The 22,565-nt window shown below is 66.6% G+C and carries 25 protein-coding genes and 1 pseudogene; 18 read left to right on the plus strand and 8 right to left on the minus strand.

Annotated features, from left to right (window positions below; all coding sequences use genetic code 11):
- Positions 1 to 4 precede the first annotated feature (4 nt).
- Positions 5 to 1,441, minus strand: a complete 1,437-nt coding sequence (locus tag I7X18_RS09425; RefSeq protein WP_404822833.1) for an aldehyde dehydrogenase — start codon at positions 1,439 to 1,441, stop codon at positions 5 to 7.
- A 223-nt stretch (positions 1,442 to 1,664) separates the two neighbouring features.
- Here I7X18_RS09425 and I7X18_RS09430 point away from each other — a divergent pair, with 223 nt between their 5' ends.
- From I7X18_RS09430 to I7X18_RS09505, 18 genes and pseudogenes are all read left to right on the plus strand, one after another.
- Complete coding sequence (locus I7X18_RS09430; protein ID WP_193047013.1) at positions 1,665 to 2,933, plus strand: aromatic ring-hydroxylating oxygenase subunit alpha; 1,269 nt, start codon at positions 1,665 to 1,667, stop codon at positions 2,931 to 2,933.
- Positions 2,934 to 2,944: 11 nt separating this feature from the next.
- On the plus strand, positions 2,945 to 3,304 hold the full coding sequence (locus tag I7X18_RS09435) for a hypothetical protein (protein ID WP_232375445.1): 360 nt from the start codon (positions 2,945 to 2,947) through the stop codon (positions 3,302 to 3,304).
- On the plus strand, positions 3,301 to 4,572 hold the full coding sequence (locus I7X18_RS09440; RefSeq protein ID WP_193047015.1) for a metal-dependent hydrolase family protein: 1,272 nt from the start codon (positions 3,301 to 3,303) through the stop codon (positions 4,570 to 4,572). The genes I7X18_RS09435 and I7X18_RS09440 overlap by 4 nt, the downstream gene beginning before the upstream one ends.
- A 26-nt stretch (positions 4,573 to 4,598) precedes the next feature.
- Positions 4,599 to 5,051: a MarR family winged helix-turn-helix transcriptional regulator gene (locus I7X18_RS09445; protein WP_193047280.1), complete on the plus strand. Its 453-nt coding sequence runs from the start codon at positions 4,599 to 4,601 to the stop codon at positions 5,049 to 5,051.
- Between the two features lie 62 nt (positions 5,052 to 5,113).
- A complete protein-coding gene (locus I7X18_RS09450) occupies positions 5,114 to 6,151 on the plus strand; it encodes a ferredoxin--NADP reductase (protein WP_193047016.1) in 1,038 nt (345 codons plus the stop codon).
- A gap of 27 nt (positions 6,152 to 6,178) precedes the next feature.
- Positions 6,179 to 6,922: an SDR family NAD(P)-dependent oxidoreductase gene (locus I7X18_RS09455; RefSeq protein ID WP_193047017.1), complete on the plus strand. Its 744-nt coding sequence runs from the start codon at positions 6,179 to 6,181 to the stop codon at positions 6,920 to 6,922.
- A gap of 39 nt (positions 6,923 to 6,961) precedes the next feature.
- The gene (locus tag I7X18_RS09460) at positions 6,962 to 8,233 is read left to right on the plus strand and encodes an aromatic ring-hydroxylating oxygenase subunit alpha (protein WP_193047018.1); all 1,272 of its coding nucleotides are present in this window, start codon (positions 6,962 to 6,964) and stop codon (positions 8,231 to 8,233) included.
- Between the two features lie 2 nt (positions 8,234 to 8,235).
- Positions 8,236 to 8,571, plus strand: coding sequence for a hypothetical protein (locus I7X18_RS09465; protein WP_193047019.1), 336 nt, complete (start codon positions 8,236 to 8,238; stop codon positions 8,569 to 8,571).
- A gap of 34 nt (positions 8,572 to 8,605) precedes the next feature.
- Positions 8,606 to 9,451: a TauD/TfdA dioxygenase family protein gene (locus tag I7X18_RS09470; protein WP_193047020.1), complete on the plus strand. Its 846-nt coding sequence runs from the start codon at positions 8,606 to 8,608 to the stop codon at positions 9,449 to 9,451.
- On the plus strand, positions 9,448 to 9,978 hold the full coding sequence (locus I7X18_RS09475) for a carboxymuconolactone decarboxylase family protein (RefSeq protein WP_193047021.1): 531 nt from the start codon (positions 9,448 to 9,450) through the stop codon (positions 9,976 to 9,978). Before I7X18_RS09470 ends, I7X18_RS09475 begins: the two co-directional genes overlap by 4 nt.
- Before the next feature lie 95 nt (positions 9,979 to 10,073).
- Positions 10,074 to 11,369: a cytochrome P450 gene (locus tag I7X18_RS09480; protein WP_193047022.1), complete on the plus strand. Its 1,296-nt coding sequence runs from the start codon at positions 10,074 to 10,076 to the stop codon at positions 11,367 to 11,369.
- Positions 11,366 to 11,557: a ferredoxin gene (locus tag I7X18_RS09485; protein WP_193047023.1), complete on the plus strand. Its 192-nt coding sequence runs from the start codon at positions 11,366 to 11,368 to the stop codon at positions 11,555 to 11,557. The genes I7X18_RS09480 and I7X18_RS09485 overlap by 4 nt, the downstream gene beginning before the upstream one ends.
- Before the next feature lie 16 nt (positions 11,558 to 11,573).
- The gene (locus tag I7X18_RS09490) at positions 11,574 to 11,861 is read left to right on the plus strand and encodes a DUF1330 domain-containing protein (protein ID WP_193047024.1); all 288 of its coding nucleotides are present in this window, start codon (positions 11,574 to 11,576) and stop codon (positions 11,859 to 11,861) included.
- Between the two features lie 331 nt (positions 11,862 to 12,192).
- Positions 12,193 to 13,560: an aromatic ring-hydroxylating oxygenase subunit alpha gene (locus I7X18_RS09495; protein WP_193047025.1), complete on the plus strand. Its 1,368-nt coding sequence runs from the start codon at positions 12,193 to 12,195 to the stop codon at positions 13,558 to 13,560.
- A gap of 31 nt (positions 13,561 to 13,591) precedes the next feature.
- Complete coding sequence (locus I7X18_RS29825; RefSeq protein WP_264296003.1) at positions 13,592 to 13,717, plus strand: hypothetical protein; 126 nt, start codon at positions 13,592 to 13,594, stop codon at positions 13,715 to 13,717.
- Entirely contained in the window at positions 13,714 to 14,178 is a 465-nt protein-coding gene (locus I7X18_RS09500; RefSeq protein WP_193047026.1) for a hypothetical protein, read from the plus strand. The genes I7X18_RS29825 and I7X18_RS09500 overlap by 4 nt, the downstream gene beginning before the upstream one ends.
- 149 nt (positions 14,179 to 14,327) lie before the next feature.
- A pseudogene (locus I7X18_RS29550) lies at positions 14,328 to 14,499 on the plus strand (nuclear transport factor 2 family protein); the annotation flags it as partial.
- Positions 14,500 to 14,522: 23 nt separating this feature from the next.
- A complete protein-coding gene (locus tag I7X18_RS09505; RefSeq protein WP_193047027.1) occupies positions 14,523 to 15,413 on the plus strand; it encodes a TIGR03619 family F420-dependent LLM class oxidoreductase in 891 nt (296 codons plus the stop codon).
- A gap of 245 nt (positions 15,414 to 15,658) precedes the next feature.
- Here the strand turns inward: I7X18_RS09505 and I7X18_RS09510 are convergent, their stop codons facing one another.
- The 7 genes from I7X18_RS09510 to I7X18_RS09540 all read right to left on the minus strand — a co-directional run bounded on the left by I7X18_RS09510 (position 15,659) and on the right by I7X18_RS09540 (position 22,563).
- Positions 15,659 to 16,864: a cytochrome P450 gene (locus I7X18_RS09510; protein WP_193047028.1), complete on the minus strand. Its 1,206-nt coding sequence runs from the start codon at positions 16,862 to 16,864 to the stop codon at positions 15,659 to 15,661.
- A gap of 19 nt (positions 16,865 to 16,883) precedes the next feature.
- Positions 16,884 to 17,084: a ferredoxin gene (locus I7X18_RS09515; protein WP_193047029.1), complete on the minus strand. Its 201-nt coding sequence runs from the start codon at positions 17,082 to 17,084 to the stop codon at positions 16,884 to 16,886.
- On the minus strand, positions 17,081 to 18,283 hold the full coding sequence (locus I7X18_RS09520) for a cytochrome P450 (RefSeq protein ID WP_193047030.1): 1,203 nt from the start codon (positions 18,281 to 18,283) through the stop codon (positions 17,081 to 17,083). Before I7X18_RS09520 ends, I7X18_RS09515 begins: the two co-directional genes overlap by 4 nt.
- A 124-nt stretch (positions 18,284 to 18,407) precedes the next feature.
- The gene (locus I7X18_RS09525) at positions 18,408 to 19,205 is read right to left on the minus strand and encodes an NAD(P)-dependent oxidoreductase (protein WP_193047031.1); all 798 of its coding nucleotides are present in this window, start codon (positions 19,203 to 19,205) and stop codon (positions 18,408 to 18,410) included.
- Positions 19,202 to 20,020, minus strand: a complete 819-nt coding sequence (locus I7X18_RS09530) for an NAD(P)-dependent oxidoreductase (protein WP_193047032.1) — start codon at positions 20,018 to 20,020, stop codon at positions 19,202 to 19,204. The genes I7X18_RS09525 and I7X18_RS09530 overlap by 4 nt, the downstream gene beginning before the upstream one ends.
- Positions 20,021 to 20,914 (minus strand): alpha/beta hydrolase, encoded by an 894-nt coding sequence (locus I7X18_RS09535; RefSeq protein ID WP_193047033.1) that lies wholly within the window; start codon positions 20,912 to 20,914, stop codon positions 20,021 to 20,023.
- The gene (locus I7X18_RS09540) at positions 20,911 to 22,563 is read right to left on the minus strand and encodes a thiolase C-terminal domain-containing protein (RefSeq protein ID WP_193047034.1); all 1,653 of its coding nucleotides are present in this window, start codon (positions 22,561 to 22,563) and stop codon (positions 20,911 to 20,913) included. The genes I7X18_RS09535 and I7X18_RS09540 overlap by 4 nt, the downstream gene beginning before the upstream one ends.
- Positions 22,564 to 22,565 lie beyond the last annotated feature (2 nt).

Here is a 22,565-nt window from a genome sequence, read left to right on the forward strand (position 1 = left end):
CGGTTTACGTTCCTTTGCTTCCTGCCGCGATCGAGATCGACTTGGTGTCGGTGTAGCCGTCGAGGCCCTCGCGGCCGAGCTCACGTCCGTAGCCGCTGCCTTTCACACCGCCGAAAGGCGCGAACGGGTCCATGGTGTAGCCCTGGTTGACGCCGAAGGTCCCGGTCCGGATACGGGCGGCGACGCCGAGTCCGCGCTCGGTGTCCTCGGTGAACACCGACCCCGCGAGGCCGTAGTCGGAGTCGTTGGCGATCGCCACCGCCTCGTCCTCGTCGGAGAACGGGATGACGGTCAGCACCGGACCGAAGATCTCCTCGCGGGCGATGCGCATGTCGTTGGTGGCGTCGGTGAACAGGGTCGGACGGACGAACCACCCCTTTTCGACGCCGTCGGGCATCTCGGCCCCGCCGGTGACCAGGCGTGCACCTTCTTCCCGGCCCGTGTCGATGTAGCCGCGAACCCGCTGCTGCTGGCGTTGCGCGACCAGCGGGCCGACCTGGGTGGCACTGTCCGTCGGGTCACCGATCACCAGCGACGCCATCTCGGCCGCGAGTGCGTCGGTGAACTCGCCGGCGCGGGCTGCGGGCACCAGGATCCGGGTGAGCGCGTTGCAGATCTGACCGCTGTTGCTCAGGCTGGCCGACCGCACGCCTGCCGCAACGGCGGCGGGGTCGGCATCGTCGAGCACGATTGCGGCGGACTTGCCGCCGAGTTCGAGGCTGACGCGTTTCAGACCGGCCGCGCACGCCGCGGCGACACTCTTACCCGCAGCCGTCGAGCCCGTGAACGAAACCTTGTCCACCCCCGGGTGCTTCACCAGATACTCGCCGAGCGACCCGTCGCCCGGCAGCACACTCACCACGCCTGCCGGCAGATCCGACTCCGCGATCATCTCGGCCAGCAGTAGCGCGTCGAGCGGTGACTCCGGCGCCGGCTTGAGGATGACGGCGCAGCCGGCGAGCAGGGCGGGGATCAGCTTGGTGACGATGAGGAACTGCGGCATGTTCCACGGCACGATCGCGGCGACCACACCCACCGGCTCACGGCGGATGTGGATGTCGGCGCCGTACCTCCCCGGGCGCGTTTCGCGGAACGGGTAGTCCTCGGCCAGATCGCAGAAGGCGGTCATCATCGTCCACGGCAACGCGACCTGCGCGCGCTGCGCGAAGCTGATGGGTGCACCGATCTCGGAGGTGATGGTCTCGGCCATCTGGGAGCGTCGTTCGCCGTAGAGGGCGGCCAGGCGCCGCACGGCCGCGATGCGTTCGGCGGGATCCATCCGCGGCCACGGGCCGGATTCGAACGCCGTCCGCGCGGCGGCGACCGCCGCCTCCACGTCGCCGGGGCCCGCCGCCGCGACATGCGCGATCGGTTCCTCGGTATGCGGGGCGATGACTTCGATCCATTGCCCGGCGGTCGGGTCACACCACCTGCCACCGATGAAGAGCTCATCCGGACGCACCTGTTCGACTTCCTTCCGCCGAGGCGACGACCCGGCAATATCAACTACTTGCGATTGATCGGACGAGCATATACCGTCGGCCATGCGGGCTCTGCGAAATGACGAAAAGGCGTCTGCGCCTGATTGTTTGCCTGAGCCACTCGAATCGGCACGTCGCCGAGGCGGGTAGCGCGGCACGAACACCGGTCAACAGGAGACGACAATGGCCCGATTTCCCAAGCCACCCGAAGGCAGCTGGACCGAACACTACCCGCAACTGGGGACGGGACCGGTGTCCTACGAGGACTCCATCGACCCGCAGTTCTACGAGATCGAGCGCAAGGCGGTGTTCAAGCGTGCCTGGCTCAACGTCGGTCGGGTGGAACAGATCCCCCGTAAGGGCAGCTACTTCACCAAAGAGCTGAAGGTCGCCAACACCTCCATCATCGTCGTGCGCACGACCGCCGGTGAGGTGAAGGCCTACCACAACATCTGCCGGCACCGGGGCAACAAGTTGGTGTGGAACGACATGCCGCTCGAGGAGACCAGCGGTGTGTGCCGGCAGTTCACCTGCAAGTACCACGCGTGGCGCTACGACCTCGACGGAAACCTGACCTTCGTGCAGCAGGAGGGTGAGTTCTTCGATCTGGACAAGAGTCGCTACGGCCTGGTGCCCGTCCACTGCGACGTCTGGGAGGGGTTCATCTTCGTCAACTTCGCCCAAGAGCCCGAGCGGACGCTGCGAGATTTCCTCGGTCCGATGATCACCGACCTGGAGGGCTATCCCTTCGGCAGGATGACGTCGCGGTTCCACTACCGGTCGGACGTGAAGGCGAACTGGAAGCTGTACATGGATGCGTTCCAGGAGTTCTACCACGCACCGGTACTGCATGCGAACCAGTCACCGACGGCGTATTCGAAGGCCGCCGCGGAGGCCGGATTCGAAGCGCCGCACTATCGGATCGAAGGGCCGCACCGACTGGTGAGCACGTCAGGCATACGGGCCTGGGAGATGGCCGACGAGATGCGCAAGCCCATCGAGGACATCTGCCAGAGCGGGCTTTTCGGCCCCTGGGACAAACCGGATCTGGGGGAGATGCCGGCCGGCCTCAACCCCGCGAAGTGCGAGCCGTGGGGCCTGGACTCGTTCCAGCTGTTCCCGAATTTCGTGATCCTCTTCTGGGGGCAGGGCTGGTACCTGACCTACCACTACTGGCCGACGTCGCACAACACGCATGTCTTCGAGGGCACCGTGTACTTCCCGCAGCCGCGTACGCCGCGGGAGCGCATCGCCCAGGAACTGGCCGCCGTGTCGTTCAAGGAGTACGGACTCCAGGACGCCAACACGCTGGAGGCGACGCAGACGATGGTCGAATCGCGCGTTCTCGAGAACTTCGTGCTCTGCGATCAGGAAGTGCTGATCCGGCACCTGCACAAGGAGACGGCCGCCTGGGTCGAGGAATACCAGCGCACAACGGCGGCGGGGGTGTGAGCATGGCGGGTGTGAGCACCGCGCAGACCACGACGGCGGAGACCGCGGCGAAACTGCCTCCTGAGTTCGCCGACCTCGAGGAGTTCTCCGATTGGTGTCTCGGCTCCGAGGCTGAGCGCTACGCCAAGCGGCTGGCCTCGTCGATGCGTGAGATGCAGGCGTTCTACGACGCCGTCACGGCGCGGGCGGAGGAGGCGATCTCCTACTGCGACAAGTTCCCCCTCGACGACTTGCCCGAGGACGTGCTGAACCTGATGCATCTGCTGTATTCGATGATCCAGGTGTCGTTCCCGGTCGAATGCTGGAAGCAACCGAAGGTGCCCGACACGGGCGCGACGAGCCTGGACTGCGACTCCGAGCCCAGGCCGTGACGCAGCCGGGTCCCGGCACGAAGACGGTGTTGCGCGCGGCCCGCTGGGCCGATGTTGAGGCCCAGCAGGTGCGGTCCCCGGCGGTGATCGTCATCGACGGCAACAGGATCGAGTCGATCAATCCCGCCGAGCCGCCCGCTGATCCGGACCTGGACATCGACCTCGGCGACGTCACGCTGCTGCCGGGGCTGATGGATATGGAGCTCAATCTCCTCATCGGCGGTCCGGGCGGTCCGGAGGGCCTGCCCAGTCCGATGCACGGAGTGCAGGACGACCCGGCGTACCGCACACTGCGGGGCGCGGTGAACGCGCGGTCCACGCTCGATGCCGGATTCACCACCGTGCGCAACCTCGGCCTGATGGTCAAGACCGGCGGCTACCTGCTCGACGTGGCCCTGCAGCGTGCGATCGACCAGGGTTGGCACCCCGGGCCGCGGATCTATCCGGCGGGTCACGCCGTGACCCCGTACGGCGGGCACCTCGACCCGACGGTCTTCCAGCGTCTCGCACCGGGGATCATGCCGCTGTCCGTCGCGGAGGGCATCGCCAACGGCGTCGACGAGGTCCGCGCCTGCGTGCGCTACCAGATCCGGCACGGCGCCAAGCTCATCAAGGTCTCGGCATCCGGGGGCGTGATGTCGCACAGTACCGCCCCTGGTGCGCAACAGTATTCGGACGACGAATTCGCCGCCATCGCCGACGAGGCGCACCGTGCCGGGGTGCGGGTAGCCGCCCATGCGGTGGGCGACAGCGCCATCCGGGCCTGTATCCGGGCGGGCATCGACTGCATCGAGCACGGCTTCCTCGCCACCGACGACACCATCCAGATGATGGTCGACCACGGCACCTTCCTGGTGTCGACGACGTACCTGACCGAGGCGATGGCGATCGACCGCATCGCACCCGAACTGCGCAAGAAGGCCGAGGAGGTCTTCCCGCGCGCCCAGGCGATGCTGCCCAAGGCGATCGCCGCGGGCGTCCGCATCGCCTGCGGCACCGATGCTCCCGCGATTCCGCACGGGCAGAACGCCAAAGAGCTGCGCGCCCTGGTGGCACGCGGCATGACGCCGATGCAGGCCATCCGGGCGGCGACGGTCACCAGCGCCGAACTGATCGAGGCCGACGATGAGCTGGGCCGGCTGGCGCCCGGGTACCTCGCCGACATCATCGCCGTGCCGGGTGACCCGTCCCGGGATATCGAGACCACCCTCGATGTGCGCTTCGTGATGAAGGACGGCGTCGTCCAGGCCACGACGGCTAACGTTTAGGCATGGAGGCGCGTGACGTGGCAGGTATGGAGCTCACGGACAACATCCTGTGGCTGCTCAAGCAGGCGTTCTACTTCTCGCTGACGACGGTGAACGAGGCGGTGAGCGAACACGGCGTGAGCACCGCGCAGATCGGCGTGCTGCGTCAGCTGTCAAACGAGCCTGGCTTGTCGGGCGCCGAACTCGCCCGCCGGTTGCTGATCAGCCCGCAGGGCGTCCAGCTCGCGCTGACGGCGCTGGAGCGGCGCAATCTCGTTGAGCGCAAGCAGGACCCGCAACACGGGCGGATTCTGCAGGCCTTCCTGACCGACCAGGGCCGCAAGGTCGCGGGCACGGTGGTCAACGACGCGATCGCCGCGCACGAGAAGGTGTTCGGCGTGCTGAGCAAAGCCGAGCAGAAGACGTTACGCGAACTGCTCGCGCGGGTGGTCGAACAAGGCACGGGCCACGAACTGCACGCCGACCACGTCGAAGGCTGACCACGTCGAAGGGTGTGACAAGTACTTGATATTAATGACAAGTACTTGATATCGTTGCCGTGATGGTGGACGACGGTAGCTCTGACGGATTCGCGCCGCTGCGTATCAAGCGGGTGGTACGCGAGACGTCGGACGCTGTGTCGCTGGTGCTCGACGTGCCCGAACACTGTTCGCACCGGTATCGCTATCAGGCCGGGCAGTTCCTGACCCTGCGCGTGTGCGTCGGCGGACAGCATCTGCGCCGTTGCTACTCGATGTCGTCGGCTCCGGTCGAGGACGAGCTTCGAATCACCGTCAAGCGGGATCCGGGCGGCGTGGTCTCCAATTGGCTCAACGACAGCGCCACCGAGGGCGACGAGTTGCTCGCGATGCCCCCTGAGGGGAGATTTGTTCTCCGGCAGGAGGTTTCCGCATCGGCGGAGCTGATCGCCTTCGCCGGTGGCAGCGGGATCACCCCCATCATGTCGCTCGTCCGGGCAGCGCTGGACGGCACGTCGCGTCCCGTCAGGCTGTTCTACGCCAACCGCGCGCGCGGATCGGTCATCTTCTCCGAATCGCTGGCCGGCCTTGCCCAGGCACACCGCGACCGACTGGTCGTCGAGCACCACTACGACGAGGACGGCGGGGTCGTCACCGCCGCGGACGTCGAGACTTTCATCGCCGGCGCCGACGACGCCGACCACTACATCTGCGGGCCCGCGCCGTTCATGGCGACGGTCGAGACCGCGCTAAAGGCGGCCGGTGTGGCGAAGGAACGGCTGCACCTCGAGCGGTTCACGACGGTCGAGGCCCCGGCGCCTGCTGTCGGCACCACCGCCACCGAGGCCACCGAAGAGGTCGTGATCGAGCTGGACCGCCGGAAGACCACGCAGCCCTACCGCGACGGCGACACGCTGCTGCAGACGGCACGCATGGCGGGCCTACGGGCCCCGTCCTCGTGTGAAACAGGTTCCTGCGGAACGTGTATGGCGCGGGTCGTCTCCGGAAGCGCGCACATGCTCAACAACGACGCCCTCGAGGACGACGAGGTCGAGGAGGGCTGGGTCCTGACCTGTCAGGCAATGCCCACCAGCCGCACGGTGCGCGTGGTCTACGAGTAGGAGCGAGGTAGTGATGGGGCATATCCGATGAACCGGGTCGCGGTGGTGACCGGGGGCGCGTCCGGGATGGGCGAGGCGACCTGCCACGAGTTGGCCAGGCGCGGACACAAGGTCGCCGTGCTCGACCTCAAGGGTGAAGCGGCGCAACGGGTCGCCGAGAACCTGCGGGCCGAGGGCGCGTCGGCGCTCGGTGTCGCCGCGGACGTCAGCAACCGCGCTGCCGTCGAGGAGGCTTTCGCGAAAATCCGCACCGAACTCGGACCGGTGCACATCCTGGTCACCAGCGCCGGCCTGGTGGATTTCGCGCCGTTCACCGAGATCACGCCGCAGGCCTGGCAGCGTCTCGTCGACGTGAACCTGACCGGCACCTTCCACTGCTGTCAGGTCGCGGTGCCCGACATGCTCGAGGCGGGTTGGGGCCGCATCGTGATGATCTCCTCGTCGAGCGCCCAGCGCGGGTCACCGGGGATGGCGCACTACGCCGCATCCAAGGGTGCGCTGCTGTCGCTGACCAAATCGCTGGCGCGTGAATACGGGACGTCGGGGATCACGGTGAACAACGTCCCGCCGTCGGGTATCGAGACCCCCATGCAACACCAGTCGCAAGCCGCGGGAATGCTGCCGTCCAACGAGCAGATGGCGGCCAGCATTCCGGTCGGTCACCTCGGCACCGGTGAGGACATCGCGGCCGCGGTCGGCTTCCTGTGCTCGGACGAGGCGGGTTTCATCACGGGTCAGACCCTGGGTGTCAACGGCGGATCGGTGATGTGATGACAAGGACGAAAAACACGACAGCACAGGGAGGTTCGCATGGCGAGGTGGCCTAAGCCCGCAGAGGGCAGCTGGACGGAGCACTATCCGGATCTCGGTACCGGACCGATCTCGTTCCGCGATTCCATTTCGCCGGAGTTCTACGAACTCGAGCGCGAGGCGGTGTTCAAGAAGGCGTGGCTCAACGTCGGCCGGGTGGAGGAGGTGCCGCGGGTCGGCAGCTACTTCACCAAGGAGATCGAGGTGGCAGGAGTCTCGGTGATCGTGGTGAAGGGCCGCGACGAGACGATCCGTGCCTTCTACAACGTCTGCCGCCACCGCGGTAACAAGCTGGTGTGGAACGACTACCCGGCAGAGGAGGTCAAGGGCACCTGCCGGCAGTTCACCTGCAAGTACCACGGGTGGCGCTACGGCCTCGACGGTGAGCTGAAGTTCGTCCAGCAGTCCGGTGAGTTCTTCGACCTGGACACCGAGAACCTCGGGCTCGCACCGGTGCAGTGCGACGTCTGGAACGGGTTCATCTTCATCAACCTGGACCCCGAACCGCGGTGGGGTCTGCGAGAGTTCCTCGGCCCCATGATCACAGCACTGGACGACTATCCGTTCGGGCTCATGACCGAGCGGTACGAATTCGAGGCGCACAACAACAGCAACTGGAAGATCTTCGCCGACGCGTTCCAGGAGTACTACCACGTACCGTCGCTGCACAGCCAGCAGGTGCCCAGCGAGGTGCGCCAACCGAATGCGACCTTCGAGTGTGGGCATTTCCAGATCGACGGACCGCACCGACTGGTGTCCACCGCGGGGACCCGCCGGTGGTTGCTCGCGCCGGAGTACATGTATCCGGTCGAACGGGCCACGCGCAGCGGGCTCGTCGGACCGTGGCGGACCCCCGAGACCCACTTCAGCGCCGGCCTGAACCCGGGAAACATCGAGCCGTGGGGCATCACGAACTTCCAGATCTTCCCGAACCTGGAGATCCTCATCTACCACGGCTGGTACCTGCTCTACCGGTACTGGCCGACGTCGCACAACACCCACAGGTTCGAGGCCTACAACGCGTTCCATCCGGCGCGCACGGTACGTGAGCGCATCGAACACGAGGTCGCCTCCGTGGTGCTCAAGGAGTTCGCGCTCCAGGACGCCGGCATGCTCGGCGGCACGCAGGCGGCGCTGGAGTACGGCCTGGGCGAGCCGGTAGTCGACGACTACCCGCTCAGCGACCAGGAAATCCTCGTCCGCCACCTGCACAAGGTGTCCGTCGACTGGGTCGAACGCTACAAGGCCGAACGCGCACCGGTGGGGGTGTGACCATGACGGAATCGCGCCTACCCAGCGCCTTCGCCGAGTTCGAGCCGTTCGCCGAGGCATGGTGTCTGGCAACTGAAGCCGAGCGGTGGGCGACACGGCTGGCCACGCCGATGCCGAAGATTCGGGAGTTCTACGACGCATTCTCGCCCCGCTTCGAGGAGGCGATCGACTACTGCGACAAGTTCCCGCTCGACGACGTGCCCGACGACGCGCTGAACCTGCTGCACCTCATCTACTCGATGGTGATGGTCTCGATGGCCGTCGAGATCTTCGGTACGCAGAAACCCGCCGACTCGGCCGACGCTGTGATGCACCGCGTCAGCGCGCCGGTGCCGTGACCAACAGGGTGCAGTGACCAACAGGATGGAAACCATGAGTCTGCTGACGATCAACAAGCTCACCGCATCGGTCGGTGCGGAGGTGACCGGACTCGATCCAGAGGCGCTGGCCGCCGACGACGCGCTCGCCACCGCGGTGCTCGATGCGCTGGAAGACAATGGGGTGCTGGTCTTTCCGGGCCTTCACCTCCAACCGCAGGCGCAGGTGGAATTCTGCCGGCGCCTCGGCGGCATCGACCATTCGTCCGACGGGCACCACCCGGTCGCCGGGATCTACCCCGTCACCCTCGACAAGTCGAAGAACTCCTCGGCCGGCTATCTGCGGGCGACGTTCGACTGGCACATCGACGGATGCACGCCCACCGGCGACGAGTACCCGCAGATGGCGACGGTGCTCTCCGCCCTGCAGGTGGCCGAACAGGGCGGGGAGACGGAGTTCGCCAGCTCCTACGCCGCCTACGATCACCTCGGCGCGGACGAGAAGCAACGGCTGGCGTCGCTGCGGGTGGTGCACTCGCTGGAGGCCTCGCAACGCCGTGTCACCCCCGATCCGTCACCGGAGCTGTTGGCGCGGTGGCGGTCCCGGCCGACGCACGAACATCCCCTGGTGTGGACCCACCGCAGCGGCCGCAGGTCGTTGGTGCTCGGCGCCTCGGCGGACTACGTCGTCGGTATGGAGGTCGAGGAGGGCCGGGGACTGCTGGCCGACCTGCTCGACCGCGTCACCCAGCCCGAGCTGGTCTACAGCCACACGTGGTCGGTCGGTGACACGGTCATCTGGGACAACCGCGGCGTGCTGCACCGTGCGGCACCGTATCCGGAGAATTCGCCGCGGGAGATGCTGCGCACCACTGTGCTCGGCGACGAACCGATCCAGTGACGCGCCTGGCGCCGCTGCCGCCCGACGACTGGGACGACGACGTCCGCGAGGCGCTGAGCCCGTTGCTGCCCGCCGAGCGCGCCAATCCGCGCGACGCGGGCAACGTCCTGGCGACGCTCGTCCGGCACCGGCCGCTCACACGCGCCTACCTGGAGTTCAACGCCTACCTCCTGCGAGATTCGACGCTGAGCGCGCGTATCCGCGAGGTGGCGCTGATGCGTGCGGTCCTCTGGCGTCGATGCGACTACCTGTGGGACCACCACGTCGAGCTCGCACAACGGGCCGGCCTGACCGCGGCGGAAATCGACGGCATCGAGCGTGGCGCCCTGGGGGAGGGACTCGACGGGCTGGTGATCCGGGTGGTCGACGAACTCGAGCGTGACAGCACGATCTCCGACGACACGTGGGCGTCGCTGGGTCGGCACCTCGACGACCGCCAGCGGATGGATCTGGTGTTCACGATCGGCGGGTACAACCTGCTCGCCGTCGCGGTGAACGCTTTCGGCATCGAGCCCGAAGACAAGTGAGCTCGCCCCTCGTTGACGGGGCACTGCCGGTATGAAAACCTGATACGCAAAGATGAGAATCACGTTCTCGCTTCTGGGACCGAATGGAGCAGCGCATGGCGGAGGACCTCACCGCGGTTGACTTCTTCCGAGACGGCCGTCTGACCGAAGATCCCTATCGGTTCTATGCGGCGCTTCGCGACAAGTGCCCGGTCGCCCGCGAGGACCACTACGGCGTCACCATGGTGACGGGGTGGCAGGAGGCGGTCGACGTCTACAACGACGCCGAGGGTTTCTCCTCGTGCATCTCGGTGACGGGACCGTTTCCCGGTTTCCCGATATCCCTGGAAGGTAGGGAAGGGGAAGACCTCACTGATCTGATCCAGAAGCACCGCGACGAGATCCCCTTCAGCGACCAGTTGCCGACGCTGGACCCCCCGACGCACACCAACCACCGTGCCCTGCTGATGCGGCTGATCACGCCCAAGCGCCTCAAGGAGAACGAGGATGCGATGTGGCAGTTGGCCGACGACATCCTCGACGACTTCCTCGCACCGGGCGAGGGTGAGTTCATCAAGGGCTTCGCGGCGCCGTTCACGCTGCGGGTGATCGCCGATCTGCTCGGGGTGCCCGAAGAGGACCGGCCCGAACTCCTCGAGCGCCTCGCGCGCGGCACCCACGGCGGTGCGCTGGGCAGCGCCGAGAAGTCGTTGACCAAGACGCCGCTGGAGTACCTCTACGAGATCTTCGCCGAGTACATCGAGGACCGGCGGGCACAACCGCGCGAGGACGTGCTGAGCGGGCTCGCGACGGCGACGTTCCCGGACGGCACCATGCCGGAGGTCGTCGACGTGGTGCGGGTCGCGACCAACGTGTTCTCGGCCGGCCAGGAGACCACCGTGCGCCTGCTGTCGACGGCGCTGAAGGTGATGGGGGACCATCCCGACATCCAGCGCGCGCTGCGCGAGGACCGCAGTCTGCTGGCGAACTTCATCGAGGAGTGCCTGCGCATCGAGAGCCCCGTCAAGGGGGACTTCCGGTTGTCGCGGGTGCCGACCACCGTCGGCGACGAGTCGCTGGCCGCCGGGACGACGGTGATGGTGATCAACGGTGCGGCCAACCGGGATCCGCGCCGCTTCGAGGATCCGGACACCTTCGACCCTCAGCGCAAGAACGCCCGTCAGCACCTGGCCTTCGGCCGCGGTATCCACAGCTGCCCGGGTGCGCCGCTGGCCCGCGCCGAGACGCGCGTCGGCCTCGAGCGGCTGCTCGACCGCACGACGGACATCCGCATCAGCGAGGCGCACCACGGCCCCGCCGGCGACCGTCGCTACGGCTACATCCCGACCTACATCCTGCGCGGCCTCACCGAACTGCACCTGGAGTTCGATGTGGTGGGGGAGCAGGCGTGAAGGTCACGGTCGACGAAGACCGCTGTCGCGGCCACGGTATGTGCCTGACGCTGTGCCCGGAGGTGTTCCAGATGACCGACGACGGTTACGCCATCGCGGACCCGGCCGAGGTGCCCGGCGGGCTCGAAGAGTCGGCCAAGGACGCCATCGCGAACTGCCCTGAACAAGCCATTCTCGAAATCAGCTGAACGACAAGGAGACACAGTGCCCAAGGGTTACATCCTCATCACCGAGGACGTCAAGGATCCGGCCGGTATGGCCGAGTACGGCAAGCTGGCCGCACAGACGATGGCCAACTCGACCCTGCTCTCGTTCGACTCGAAACCCGAAGTGCTCGAAGGCGAATGGCACGGCACACAGACGGTGTTGGTCGAGTTCGAGTCCGTCGAAGCCGCCCGCGAGTGGTACAACTCCGACGCCTATCAGGAGGCGATCAAGCTGCGCCAGGCCGCCGCCGACTGCCACGGCGTCATCCTGCACGGCCTCGGCTAGCCCGCCGAGCAGACGCAAAACTGCCCATTCTCCGCGGAAAATGGGCAGTTTTGCGTCTGCTCGCGGGGCTACCGCCATGTGCTCACGGGTCTGGATGCTGGACATGACCAGCCACGGCCGGCTCCTCTGCGCGAATTTCACATCGATGTGGTCTCCAGCGCTTCATACATCCTTGTATCGATGATACGGGTGTGTATAAAGTGAGTCTCGTCACATGTAGTGGGCGCAGGTTCCGCTCCATCACAGCAGGCGTGGGGTTCCCCAGGCAGGCCCTTGTCCGGACGAAGGCCCCGGCACCGTGAGCGCCCCTCGACACAGGAGGACTACCTTGATGCCGGCAACTCGCCCCGGAGAATGGCTCGATCCCGCTTCCGGTCTCGGCTTGGGTCTCGACGACGTTGCGCCCGGGACGTTCAACATGACCATCCCCACCGACCGTTACACCTGTCCCGATTACGCCGCGCGCGAGCGGGAAGTGATCTGGATGCGGGCCTGGCAGATCGCGGGCCGCGTCGAGGACCTGCCGAAGCCCGGCGACTGGAAGAAGTACCAGATCCTCGATCAGTCCTTCATCATCGTCCGCGGGAAAGACAGCGCGCTCAGGGGTTTCGTCAACGCCTGCAGGCACCGCGGCAACGCGCTGTGCGTCACCGAGACCGGCAATGCCAAGCGCGGATTCCTCTGCCAGTACCACCTCTGGTCCTACGACCTGGAGGGCAGATTGAAGGGACTGTTGCGCGAGAACCTCGCCGGCCCGATCGACAAGACCGAGAATTCGCTACTCCAGGTGTCGGTCGACACCTTCGCCGGCTTCATCTTCCTCAACCCGGACCCCGACGCAGAGCCACTGCGTGAGTACCTCGGCGAGGATGTGGTCGCTCTGCTGGAGCCCTACAACATCGAGCAGTTCACCACCGTCATGGACGTCACCGAGGCCATCGAGTGCAACTGGAAAGTCGTCATGGATGCCTTCGAAGAGGGCTATCACATCAACGGCATCCATCCCCAGTTGCTGCAGGTGCTGCACATCAATCCGAGGACCGCGCGGTACCGGTTCTTCGAAAACCACAGCGTCGCGATGGCTCCGTTCGAGGTGGTGGGCGCCGGTGTGCAGGATCAGGTCGCGGGGATCCTGGCGCTGCCCGAGACCTTCCCCGGGACAGTCGCGGTGATCCCGCGGTTCCAGGAACTGATCGCTCCCTACCAGGACGCGGAGGGGAACGTGGCGTTCCCGGACGGCGTCACCGCCCGTGTCCTGTTGCAGCAGGCCACCCGCGAAGTGCTGACCGGGATGGGTCTCGACGTCAGTGGTCTGACCGATGGTCAAATGGTCGACAACCAAGGGTGGGTGCTGTTCCCCAATTACTTCATGACAGTGCGTGCAGGCGAATGCCACGTCATCATGTCGGCGCCGCATCCGGACGGTGATCCGAACCGGTGCATCTGGCATGTGGCCAGCTACATGTATCTGCCGGAGGAGTTCCGTGACGCCGTCCGGGCCGAGGCGATCGTGGTCGACACGCCGGGAAGTCACAAGTACTTCGAGGCGCTCCAGCAGGACTACGAGCAGATGCCCCGCCAGCAGAAGGGCCTGCGTAACGACCGGCTCGACCACATGTCGCTGGTCAAAGAAGAGGTCGTCATCGCTCACTACCACTCGGTAGTGGACCGCTACATGGCCGGCGCCGCAAAGCGCTGATCTGGACCATCGCAACCGAAAGAAGGACACGTTGAACCTGCAGCAACGTATCGCCCATCAGGTTCGGATGGGCGAGGCCTATCGCGACGCGTGGAAGTTCGCCGAGGACGGGGTGTACGTCTCGGCGTACTTCGCCGCCGCGGGGGTGGCGGCGTGACCACGATCGAGGATGTCATCGGCGAGAGCACCGGACGGTCACGGGCGGTTCTGGAGTACAGCCAGACGATGAGCGCTCTGGTGAAAAGTGCGAAGGAGCCTGGCTTCTCGGTCGGGAGCTGGGCCCCGCTGGCCGAGTTGGTCGCGGTCGACGAATTCGTCCGCATCGGCCCGTTCAAAGAGGTGATGAACTGGGACGAGTACGCCGAGTTCCTCACCAACTGGGCGAAGTCCTCGGACTGGGACTGCTCGTTCAAGCGCCTCACCGAAGCAGCGGACGTGGCGTTCCTCGAACTCGAGGAGCGCAGTCGGATCGGTGACTTCAGCAGCGTGGTCAACACCGCCTCGGTCTTCGAGTTCAACGCAGACAACAAGATTCGGTACATCGCCGTCTACCTGCAGATGCAGCTCCCCGACCCGGCCACGCTGCCCGACTTCCAGGGCGCCGGGGGCGCTGAGTGACGGACCAGCCGACCTCGACCGACATCGACGCGGCCGACTTCTTCACCGACGACACGGTGCGGCACGACCCGTATGAGTGCCTGGCGGCTGTACGCGACGCTGTCTACAACGGCAACTTGCCCTTCTCGTCGTGCACCGCTGACGTGAGCGGAGAGTCGGCGACGGTGCGGCCCATATTCTACAACCCCATGCAACTGCCCCGGCATGCCCGACTTCAGCTCTTGCGGCGGCTACTACCACCACGAACTGGTGCGCACCCCCCACGGCCGGCGCAGCAGACAGCTGCGCGAAGAGAACATCTGGTTCACCGATCCGTTGACGACACGGCCGACTGAGGACTCCACATGCAGATCTGGACCGGCACCGCGTTCATGCACACCACCGAGGCTGTCCCCGTCGCGCGCATGCTCGACGAGGCGGGCTTCGACGGAATCGTGGTCTCCGACCACATGATCTATCCCCGTAACCTGGCCTCACCGTATCCATCACCCACGGGTAAGCCGATGTGGACACCGGAGACCGCCTGGCCGGACTCCTGGGTGCTCATCGGCGCGATGGCCGCGGTGACCCAGCGGATCCGGTTCACCAACGCCGTCTACATCGCCCCGGCCCGCCCCTTGCTCGAGGTCGCCAAACAAGTGGCCACCGCCGCGGTCATCTCCGAAGATCGTGTGGCGCTGACGGTCGGCGCCGGGTGGATGCGCGAAGAGTTCGAGTTGATGGGTCAGGACTTCACCAACCGCGGCCGACGACTCGACGAGATGATCCAGGCGCTGCCCGCCCTGTGGCAGGGCGGCTGGGTGTCGTGGATTGGAAAGTACTACCAGGTACCCGAATTGATGTTGGAGCCGCACCCGCAGAAGCCTGTCCCGGTCATGTGCGGCGGAGAATCTGAAGCGGCGCTTCGCCGGGCCGCGCGGTTGTGCGACGGCTGGGTCGGTAACGCCTATACGTGGGAAGACGCGGCACAGAAAATCACCACACTCAACGCGATGCGGCGCGAATACGGACGCGACAACGACCCCTTCGAGATCATGCTCGCCATCCGCGATCTGCCCTCGGTGGAGATGTTCAGACGCGCCGAGGACATCGGCGTCACCGCGGTGATGTGCAGCCCGTGGGCCATGGCCGACGACGTCGCCGCCGGCGCCCACGACGGTTTCAAGTTGACCGCGGACCGCTACCGGGAACCCATCGAACGGTTCGCCGAGAACATCCTGGCCAAGATCTCCTGACACCGAGAATCGAGATGACGAACGTCGCTGCGGCGCAAACCGTCCCGCGGCCACCCGAACGGGGACTGGCTGGACACAGCGTACCTGCGGTTCACCCCTGAGGGTCCGTTCGCCCCTGGTGGCGACATGGGTGAAGCGCTCTGGTGCCCGACGACACAGCAGACAACGCAGCGACCTTGCTCGGCGGCATTGCTGCGGTTCATGCGACGTGAAAACCACCGTGCACCAGCACGAATCGCATCGGGCTAGGTCAGCACGCGCACCGGGACATGCGACCAGCCCGCAACGTTCTGCATGGCCACCCGGCGACACTCGTCCCACCGCACCTCGTAGCGGGGCATGAAGTCGAGCAGACGCTCCAGCGCGATCGCGCTCTCCATCCGGGCGAGTGCGGCGCCCAGGCAGCTGTGCACGCCGTATCCGAACCCGAGGTTCTGCGCCTCGGTGCGGTCACGGTCGATGTCGAACGCATCGGCGTCGGTGAACGCCTCCGGATCCCGGTTGGCCGACCCGCCCAGCAGGAAGACCGGCTTACCCTCTGGGATCGTGACCCCGTGCAGGGTGACCTCTTTCATCGAGCGGCGAACGTTGTACTGCACGGGCCCGTCGTAGCGCAGCAGTTCCTCCACCGCCGCGGGGATCTTGCTGCGATCGTCGAGTAGCTTCTGCCACTGGTCGGGATTGCGGGCGAACGTCACCGCGGCGTTGCCGATCAGCTTGGTGACGGTCTCGGCGCCGGCGCCCCCCAGAAGCGTGGCGAAGCCGGCGATCTCGAAATCGTCGAGGCGTTCCATCTGCCCGTCTTCGCGTTCGATCTCGGCCTGCACGAGGCGGCTGAACATATCGTCCTGCGGTTGCGCCCGCCGCTGCTGAATCAGCTCGAAGTACAGCCCCATCGCCTCCGCGATGGCCTGCAAACCCTCCTGGGACATCTCGACCTGTCCGGGCTCCCGGTGTAGTGAGGTGTCCACCCACTGGCGCACCTGCTGCCGGCGATCCTCGGGGACCCCGAGCATCCGGGTGATCACCTCTACCGGAAAGAACGCGGAGAACTCCTGGACCACGTCGAAGTTCTCGGGATCGGCGGCGCGAAAGCACTGATCGATCGTCTCGACGACCATTTCCTTCAGGTTCGCGATCGCGCGCGGCGTGAACACCTTGTTGACCAGGCTGCGCATCTGCCGATGCTCGGGCGGGTCCATGAGGATGATCATCTTCATGGGTAGCGGTTCGCCGGACTTCACCATCGCCAGGTCGAGTCCGTAGGCCGACGAGTACGTCTCGTAGTCCTTGAACGCGGCCGCCACATCCGTGTGTCGAGAGAGCGCGTAGAAGTCCTGTTCCTCGTTGTAGTACACCGGCGCCTCTTCGCGCATGCGCCGGTAGAGCTCCCACGGTCCGTTGAAGAACTCCTCGGAAAAGGGGTCGAACACGAGCTTCGATGTGGTCACTGAATCTCTCTCTGCGTGGTCATTCGTCGCGGATGGCGATGGCCTGTCGCGGGCACTGGCGGACGGCTTCTCTGACTTGCTGTTCGTTGTCGGGTGTGACGTCTTCCTGCAGTACGTGCAGGTAATCGTCGTCGTCGAGGTCGAAGACCTCCGGGATGATGCCCATGCACACCCCGTTGCTTTCGCAGAGCCCGAAGTCGACTTCGATCTTCTCGGTCACGTCAACACCTTCACGGGGACGTGGTGATAACCGGCGACGTTCTGCATGTTGGTTCGCTGCAGACCGTCGACATCGACCTCGTAGCGCGGCATGAAGTCCAGCAGGTGATCGAGTGCGATCGCGCACTCCATGCGGGCCAACGCGGCGCCGAGGCAGCTGTGGATGCCGTAACCGAGTCCCAGATTCTGGGCCTGACTGCGGTCACGGGTGATGTCGAACGTCTCGGCGTCATCGAATGCGCGCGGATCCCGGTTGGCAGCGGCGCCCATCAGAAAAACCGGTTTCCCGGCCGGCACCGTGCCATTGGGCAGTTCGACGTCCTTGATGCTGAACCGGACGTTGTACTGCACCGGCCCGACGTAGCGCAGCAGTTCTTCGACCGCGGCCGGAATCAGGCTGCGGTCGTCGAGCAGCATCTGCCACTGCTCGGGGTGCTCGGCGAAGACGACCGTGGCACTGCCGAGCAGTTTGGTCACGGTCTCGGCGCCCGCACCGCCCAATAGCGCTGTGAAGCCGGTGATCTCGATGTCATCGAGCATGCGCGTGCTGCCGTCGGGGCCGGAGATCTCTGCCGCGATCAGCCGGCTGATCATGTCGTCCTGCGGGTTCTTCCGGCGCTCCTGCACCAGACCGTAGTAGTAGACGCCCGATTCGACGTTGGCCTCCATTGCCTGGTCGCTGAGTTCGTTGAGTCCCGGCTTGCACTCCAGGCCCTTGTCGATCCAGTGCCGGACCTGCTGGCGGAACTCCTCGGGGACCCCGGCCATTCGGGTGATCACCTCGACGGGAAAGGGGCCCGAGAAGTCCTGCACCACGTCGAAATTGTCGGGATCGACCCTGCTCAGGTAGTGCTCGACGAGATGGACCACGGTCTCGCGCTGCGACTGGATGGCCCGCGGGGTGAAGGCCTTGTTGAGAAGGCTGCGCATGTGCCGATGGTCCGGCGGGTCCATGAAGATGATCATCTTCTGCGGTTCCTCGCCGGAGCGGATCTGCGCCAGATGGCACCCCCGGGCGGACGAGAACGAGTCATGATCCTTGAACGCCGCCGCCACGTCGGCGTGCCGGGTCAGCGCGTAGAAGTCCAGTTCGTCGTCGTAGTAGATCGGGGCTTCGTCACGCATCCGCCGATAGATCTCGTACGGGTTCTCGAAGTAGTCCTCTGCCACGGGGCTGAACACCAGTTTGGGCTTAGTCACTGCGTCCTCCTCGGCGCCGCTCTCAGAGCCGGAAACGTTACGGAAAGGTGTTTCCCTGTAACGGATCCAGTATGCGACACATGGTCTCGAAAGTCAGCTGATTCGGCAATGCGGAGGCGGCGCGTCACGTTCCCGCGCCCGCCACGAGGGATTCGAGCTCGCCGAGGTCGCCGCCGAGTTCGGCAACGGTCTGGCGCACCACCGCGACGTCCTTGCCGATGAACTCGCCCACCGCGGACTTGAACCGGTCGGCTGAGCCCGCCGACGCGATCATGGACAACACCCGGCTCTGCGCGCTGCCGTGGTTGAGCGCGTTCAGCAGTGCACCTTCCTCGATGCCGAGCCGCCCACCGAGCCGCACGCCCTCGGCGACCAGCCCGATCTGTGCCGCGAACAACGCGTTGTTGACGAGCTTGACCACCTGACCGGAGCCCGTGGGACCGGCGTGCAGGACCGGGTCGGCGTAGCTCGCCAGCACCGGCCGCACACGGGTCACGGCATCGTCGGCACCGCCCACAAAGACCGTGAGTGCGCCGGCGGCGATGTCGTGTGGGCCGCCGCTGACCGGTGCGTCGACGATCTCCACCCCGTACTCCTGCGCGCGTGCGGCGATGTCCCTGGCGGTGACCGGACTGCCGGTGGTGTGGATCACCAGCGTGGCGCGCGGCGACATGGCCTTGAGGAGGCCATCGTCGAGGCACAGGGTGCGCACCTGGTCGTCGGTGAACACGCAGACGATCACGACGTCGGCCGCGGTGGCGACGTCGGACGGTTCGGACACCGCGCCGGCGCCCAGTTCGGTTGCTGCCGTGCGCTTCTCCTGGGTCCGGCCCAGCACGGTGACGGTGTGCCCGGCGTCGACGAGCCTGCGCACCATCGGGGCCCCCATCCGCCCCGCCCCGACGAAACCGACCTTGCTCACCGCGGGTGGTCCATCGACGCCAGTGCGGTGTCGGCCGCGGTGAACACCGACCCCTCCGGTGCTGAGGCGGTTGCCGCGATGCTCGCGGCGTGTCGGACGTCCTTCCGTAGCAGCGCACCCGCGATCGGTGCGAGGCCCTCGACGGTTCCGCCGAACATGCTGATGCTGCCGAGCGCCTTGCTGGTGGCCGATCCGCCGTTGAGTACCTCGGCCAGGCGGACCCGGGGGATGCCCAGTGATTCGCCGAGTTCCAGTGTGCTCAAGGCGCTGCCGAGGTTGGCGGTGAACAGCAGGTTGTTCAGGATCTTGGTCACCTGACCGCTGCCCAGGGGGCCCAGGTGCACGATCGGGTCGGCGTAGGAGGCGAACACGGGGCGCGCCTTCTCGACGTCCTCCTCCTCGCCACCGGCCATGACCAGCAGCGTGCCCTGTTCGGCCGCGGGTGCGCCGCCGCTGACGGGGGCGTCGATCACCGAAACGTTCTGTGCGGCGGCCTTCTCCGCGATCTCCCTACACGTGTCCGGGTGCACGGTGCTGTGGATCGCGATCATCGCCCCGGGTGTCAGACCCGCCAGCACGCCGGTGTCGCCGTAGACGACGTCGCGGACGTCGTCGTCACCGACCACGCACAGGCACACCAGATCGCTGGCCGCCGCGAGCTCGGCGGGACTCCCCGCGACCTTCGCGCCGGTGTCGGCGAACGGTTCGACCGAGGCGGGTCGGCGCGCCCACAGCGTCAGCTCGTGACCGCCCTCGGCGATCCGCCGCGCCATCGGCGCACCCTGGCTGCCCAGGCCTATGAACCCGACGCGCATCTAGCCCACCTCCACATCGACTCGGCCCGCGCGCTCCCGCGCGGTCACACATTCTTCGGCGAACGACAGCACCTTCAGGTGGTAAGCCGCGGCCGTCACACCCAGGCTCAGGTTGTGCCCGGCGTCGGCCTGCTCAGCGATCACGAAACGCGGTGCCGCGGCGAAGATCCCGGCGATCTGATCCAGCGCCTCGGCGTCGGAACACCAGACCCGCTCGTGTTCGGCGTGGCTGAACCGCACCGGTGTCCGCACCCGGCCGGCCAGCGCCGGGAAGTCGCGCTGCGGCCAGTCCCTCACCATCGCCGCCTCGTACGGCGCACCCGTCGAGGAATTGGTGATCCCCGTCAGCACCTCGGCGGGATACAGGTCGGCGGGCTCCCAGAGCAGCTGCCGCAGCCCGGGAGGCCGTCGCGTCGGGCCTGCATCGCGGAGGATGTCCAGCGCCGCGTCCTGATAACGCAGCCCGGTGCCGGCCAGCTCCAACCCGAGGAGTCCGGCGCCGCGGTCCTCGGCGGCCATCCGCAGTGCGAGCTCACACCCGTTGGAGTGTGCGACGACGAATACACCTGCACCCCGCGGCCTTTCGCTGAGCATCGCGTCGACCGCACCGTAGGCCAGCGCCACCCGTTGCTCGGGATGTTCGAGCGCGTCGGGATACGGCGCGGAACTGCCGTAGCCCGGCCGGTCGAGGGCGATCATCGTGAAACCCAGCTGGGCGCCCAGCCGCAGCAGTGACAGCCGCGGATGGCCTGGGCAATCGAAATACGCTGCGGTGCTGGCACCGCCGTGCAGGGCGACGACCACCGCGCGCGGCTCGTCGGCGGCCTCGGCCATCAGGCCCGACATCGGCACGCCGTCGACCATGACCACCCGGGGGCGCGGTGCGGCGGTCATGCGTCGGTCCGCAGCAGGAGGACACCACTGGGTGTGAGGCCGCCGCTGCTGACGACGGCGACGTGCGCGTCGGCCACCTGCCGCTCACCGGCCTCGCCGCGCAGCTGACTGACGGCTTCGTGCATCAGGCCCATCCCGTGGGTGCGGCCGTGCGAGAGCTGGCCGCCGTGGGTGTTGAGTGGCAGCACGCCGTCGCGGGCGATGTTGCGACCGCCGTCGAGGAACTCCTTCGCCTCGCCGATTCCGCAGAATCCCAGCGCCTCGATCCAGGACAGGCAGTTGAACGTGAAGCCGTCGTAGAGTTCGGCAACGTCGACGTCGCTGGGCCGCAACGAGGTTCGGGTCCACAGGTGGGCGGACTGGCCGAGCACCTGCGGTTCGTGGGTCAGTGTGGTCTGGTCCCAGTCGGTGCGTTCGAGTATCTGGGTGCCGACGGCCTCGACGAAAACAGGCGGCTTCGGCATGTCCCGGGCAACGTCGACAGCGGAGACCACGACCGCGACGGCGCCGTCGCAGGGCACATCGCAGTCGTAGAGGCCGAACGGCGTGGTGATCGGCCGCGCCGACAGGTAGTCCTCCATCGTCATCGGATCCCGGTAGATCGCCGTCGGGTTCAGCGCGGCGTTGGCCCGCTGGTTGAGCGCGATCCAGCCCAGCGTCTCGCGCGTGGTGCCGTAACGGTGAAAGTGCCGCTGCGCGTTCAGCGCCAGGGTGTGCGCCGCCGAGGTGGCGCCGAACGGCATCTGCCAGCTGGTGGTCCGCCCGCCGCCGGGGGGCGCCATCTTGCCCTCTTTGAGCAACTGGCCGAAGGTCGCCTCCCAGAGCGTGCGGAAGCAGAGCACGTGGCGCGCCATCCCGGTGGCGACGGCCATCATCGCCGCGATCACCGAGCCGCCGGGCCCGAACGTGTCCATCCCGCCGTTGATCCACGTCGGCCGCAGACCCAGCGCGCCTTCGAGTGCGGTGACCCCGCCCTCGCCCATACCCGCGACATCGAGACCGGGATAGGTCGACAGCCCGTCGATGTCGTCGAATGTCAAACCCGCATCGGCGACGGCGGCCTCACACGCCTCGATGGTCAAGGACAGCGGCGGCACCATCAACCGCCGACCGAGCCGCGACGCGCCGATGCCGGTGATCGCCGAATGCTCTTCGAACTTCTCCCGGCGCAGCATCGGCCGGACGTGGTCGCCGAACCGTTCCGGTGCGATCTCGTCTGCCGGCAGTTCCCCGGGCTCGTCGGCCACGGGGGTGAACAGCGGCAGCCAGACGTCGTCGGCCTGCAGGAAACTCACCTGCACCGGCTGGCCGAGCGCGAGCGTCTCGGGATCGCAGTCGACGATGTTGGTGGTCAGCCGGACCCGCGGATCCTCGGTGATCGCCACCTGCGCCACCACGTACGGCGGTGGCAGGTCGGGAAAGCCGAAGCGGTGGTTGACGGTGAAACCCGCCAGGATGCCGCGACCCGACACGGCGCGCACGCCGAGCTTCTGGCTACGGCAGTACCGGCAGATCGGTTGCGGCGGGTGGATCAGCGACTCGCAGTCCTGACATTGCTGGATGCGCAGTTGGCCGTCCGCGCCTGCGGTCCAGAAGAATTCGTTCTGCGCGGTCAGCCGCGGCAGGGGCCGGCCCGGGATGTCCGCCACCC

It is taken from the genome of Mycolicibacterium baixiangningiae (assembly GCF_016313185.1).
In the GTDB taxonomy this organism is placed as follows: Bacteria; Actinomycetota; Actinomycetes; order Mycobacteriales; family Mycobacteriaceae; genus Mycobacterium; species Mycobacterium baixiangningiae.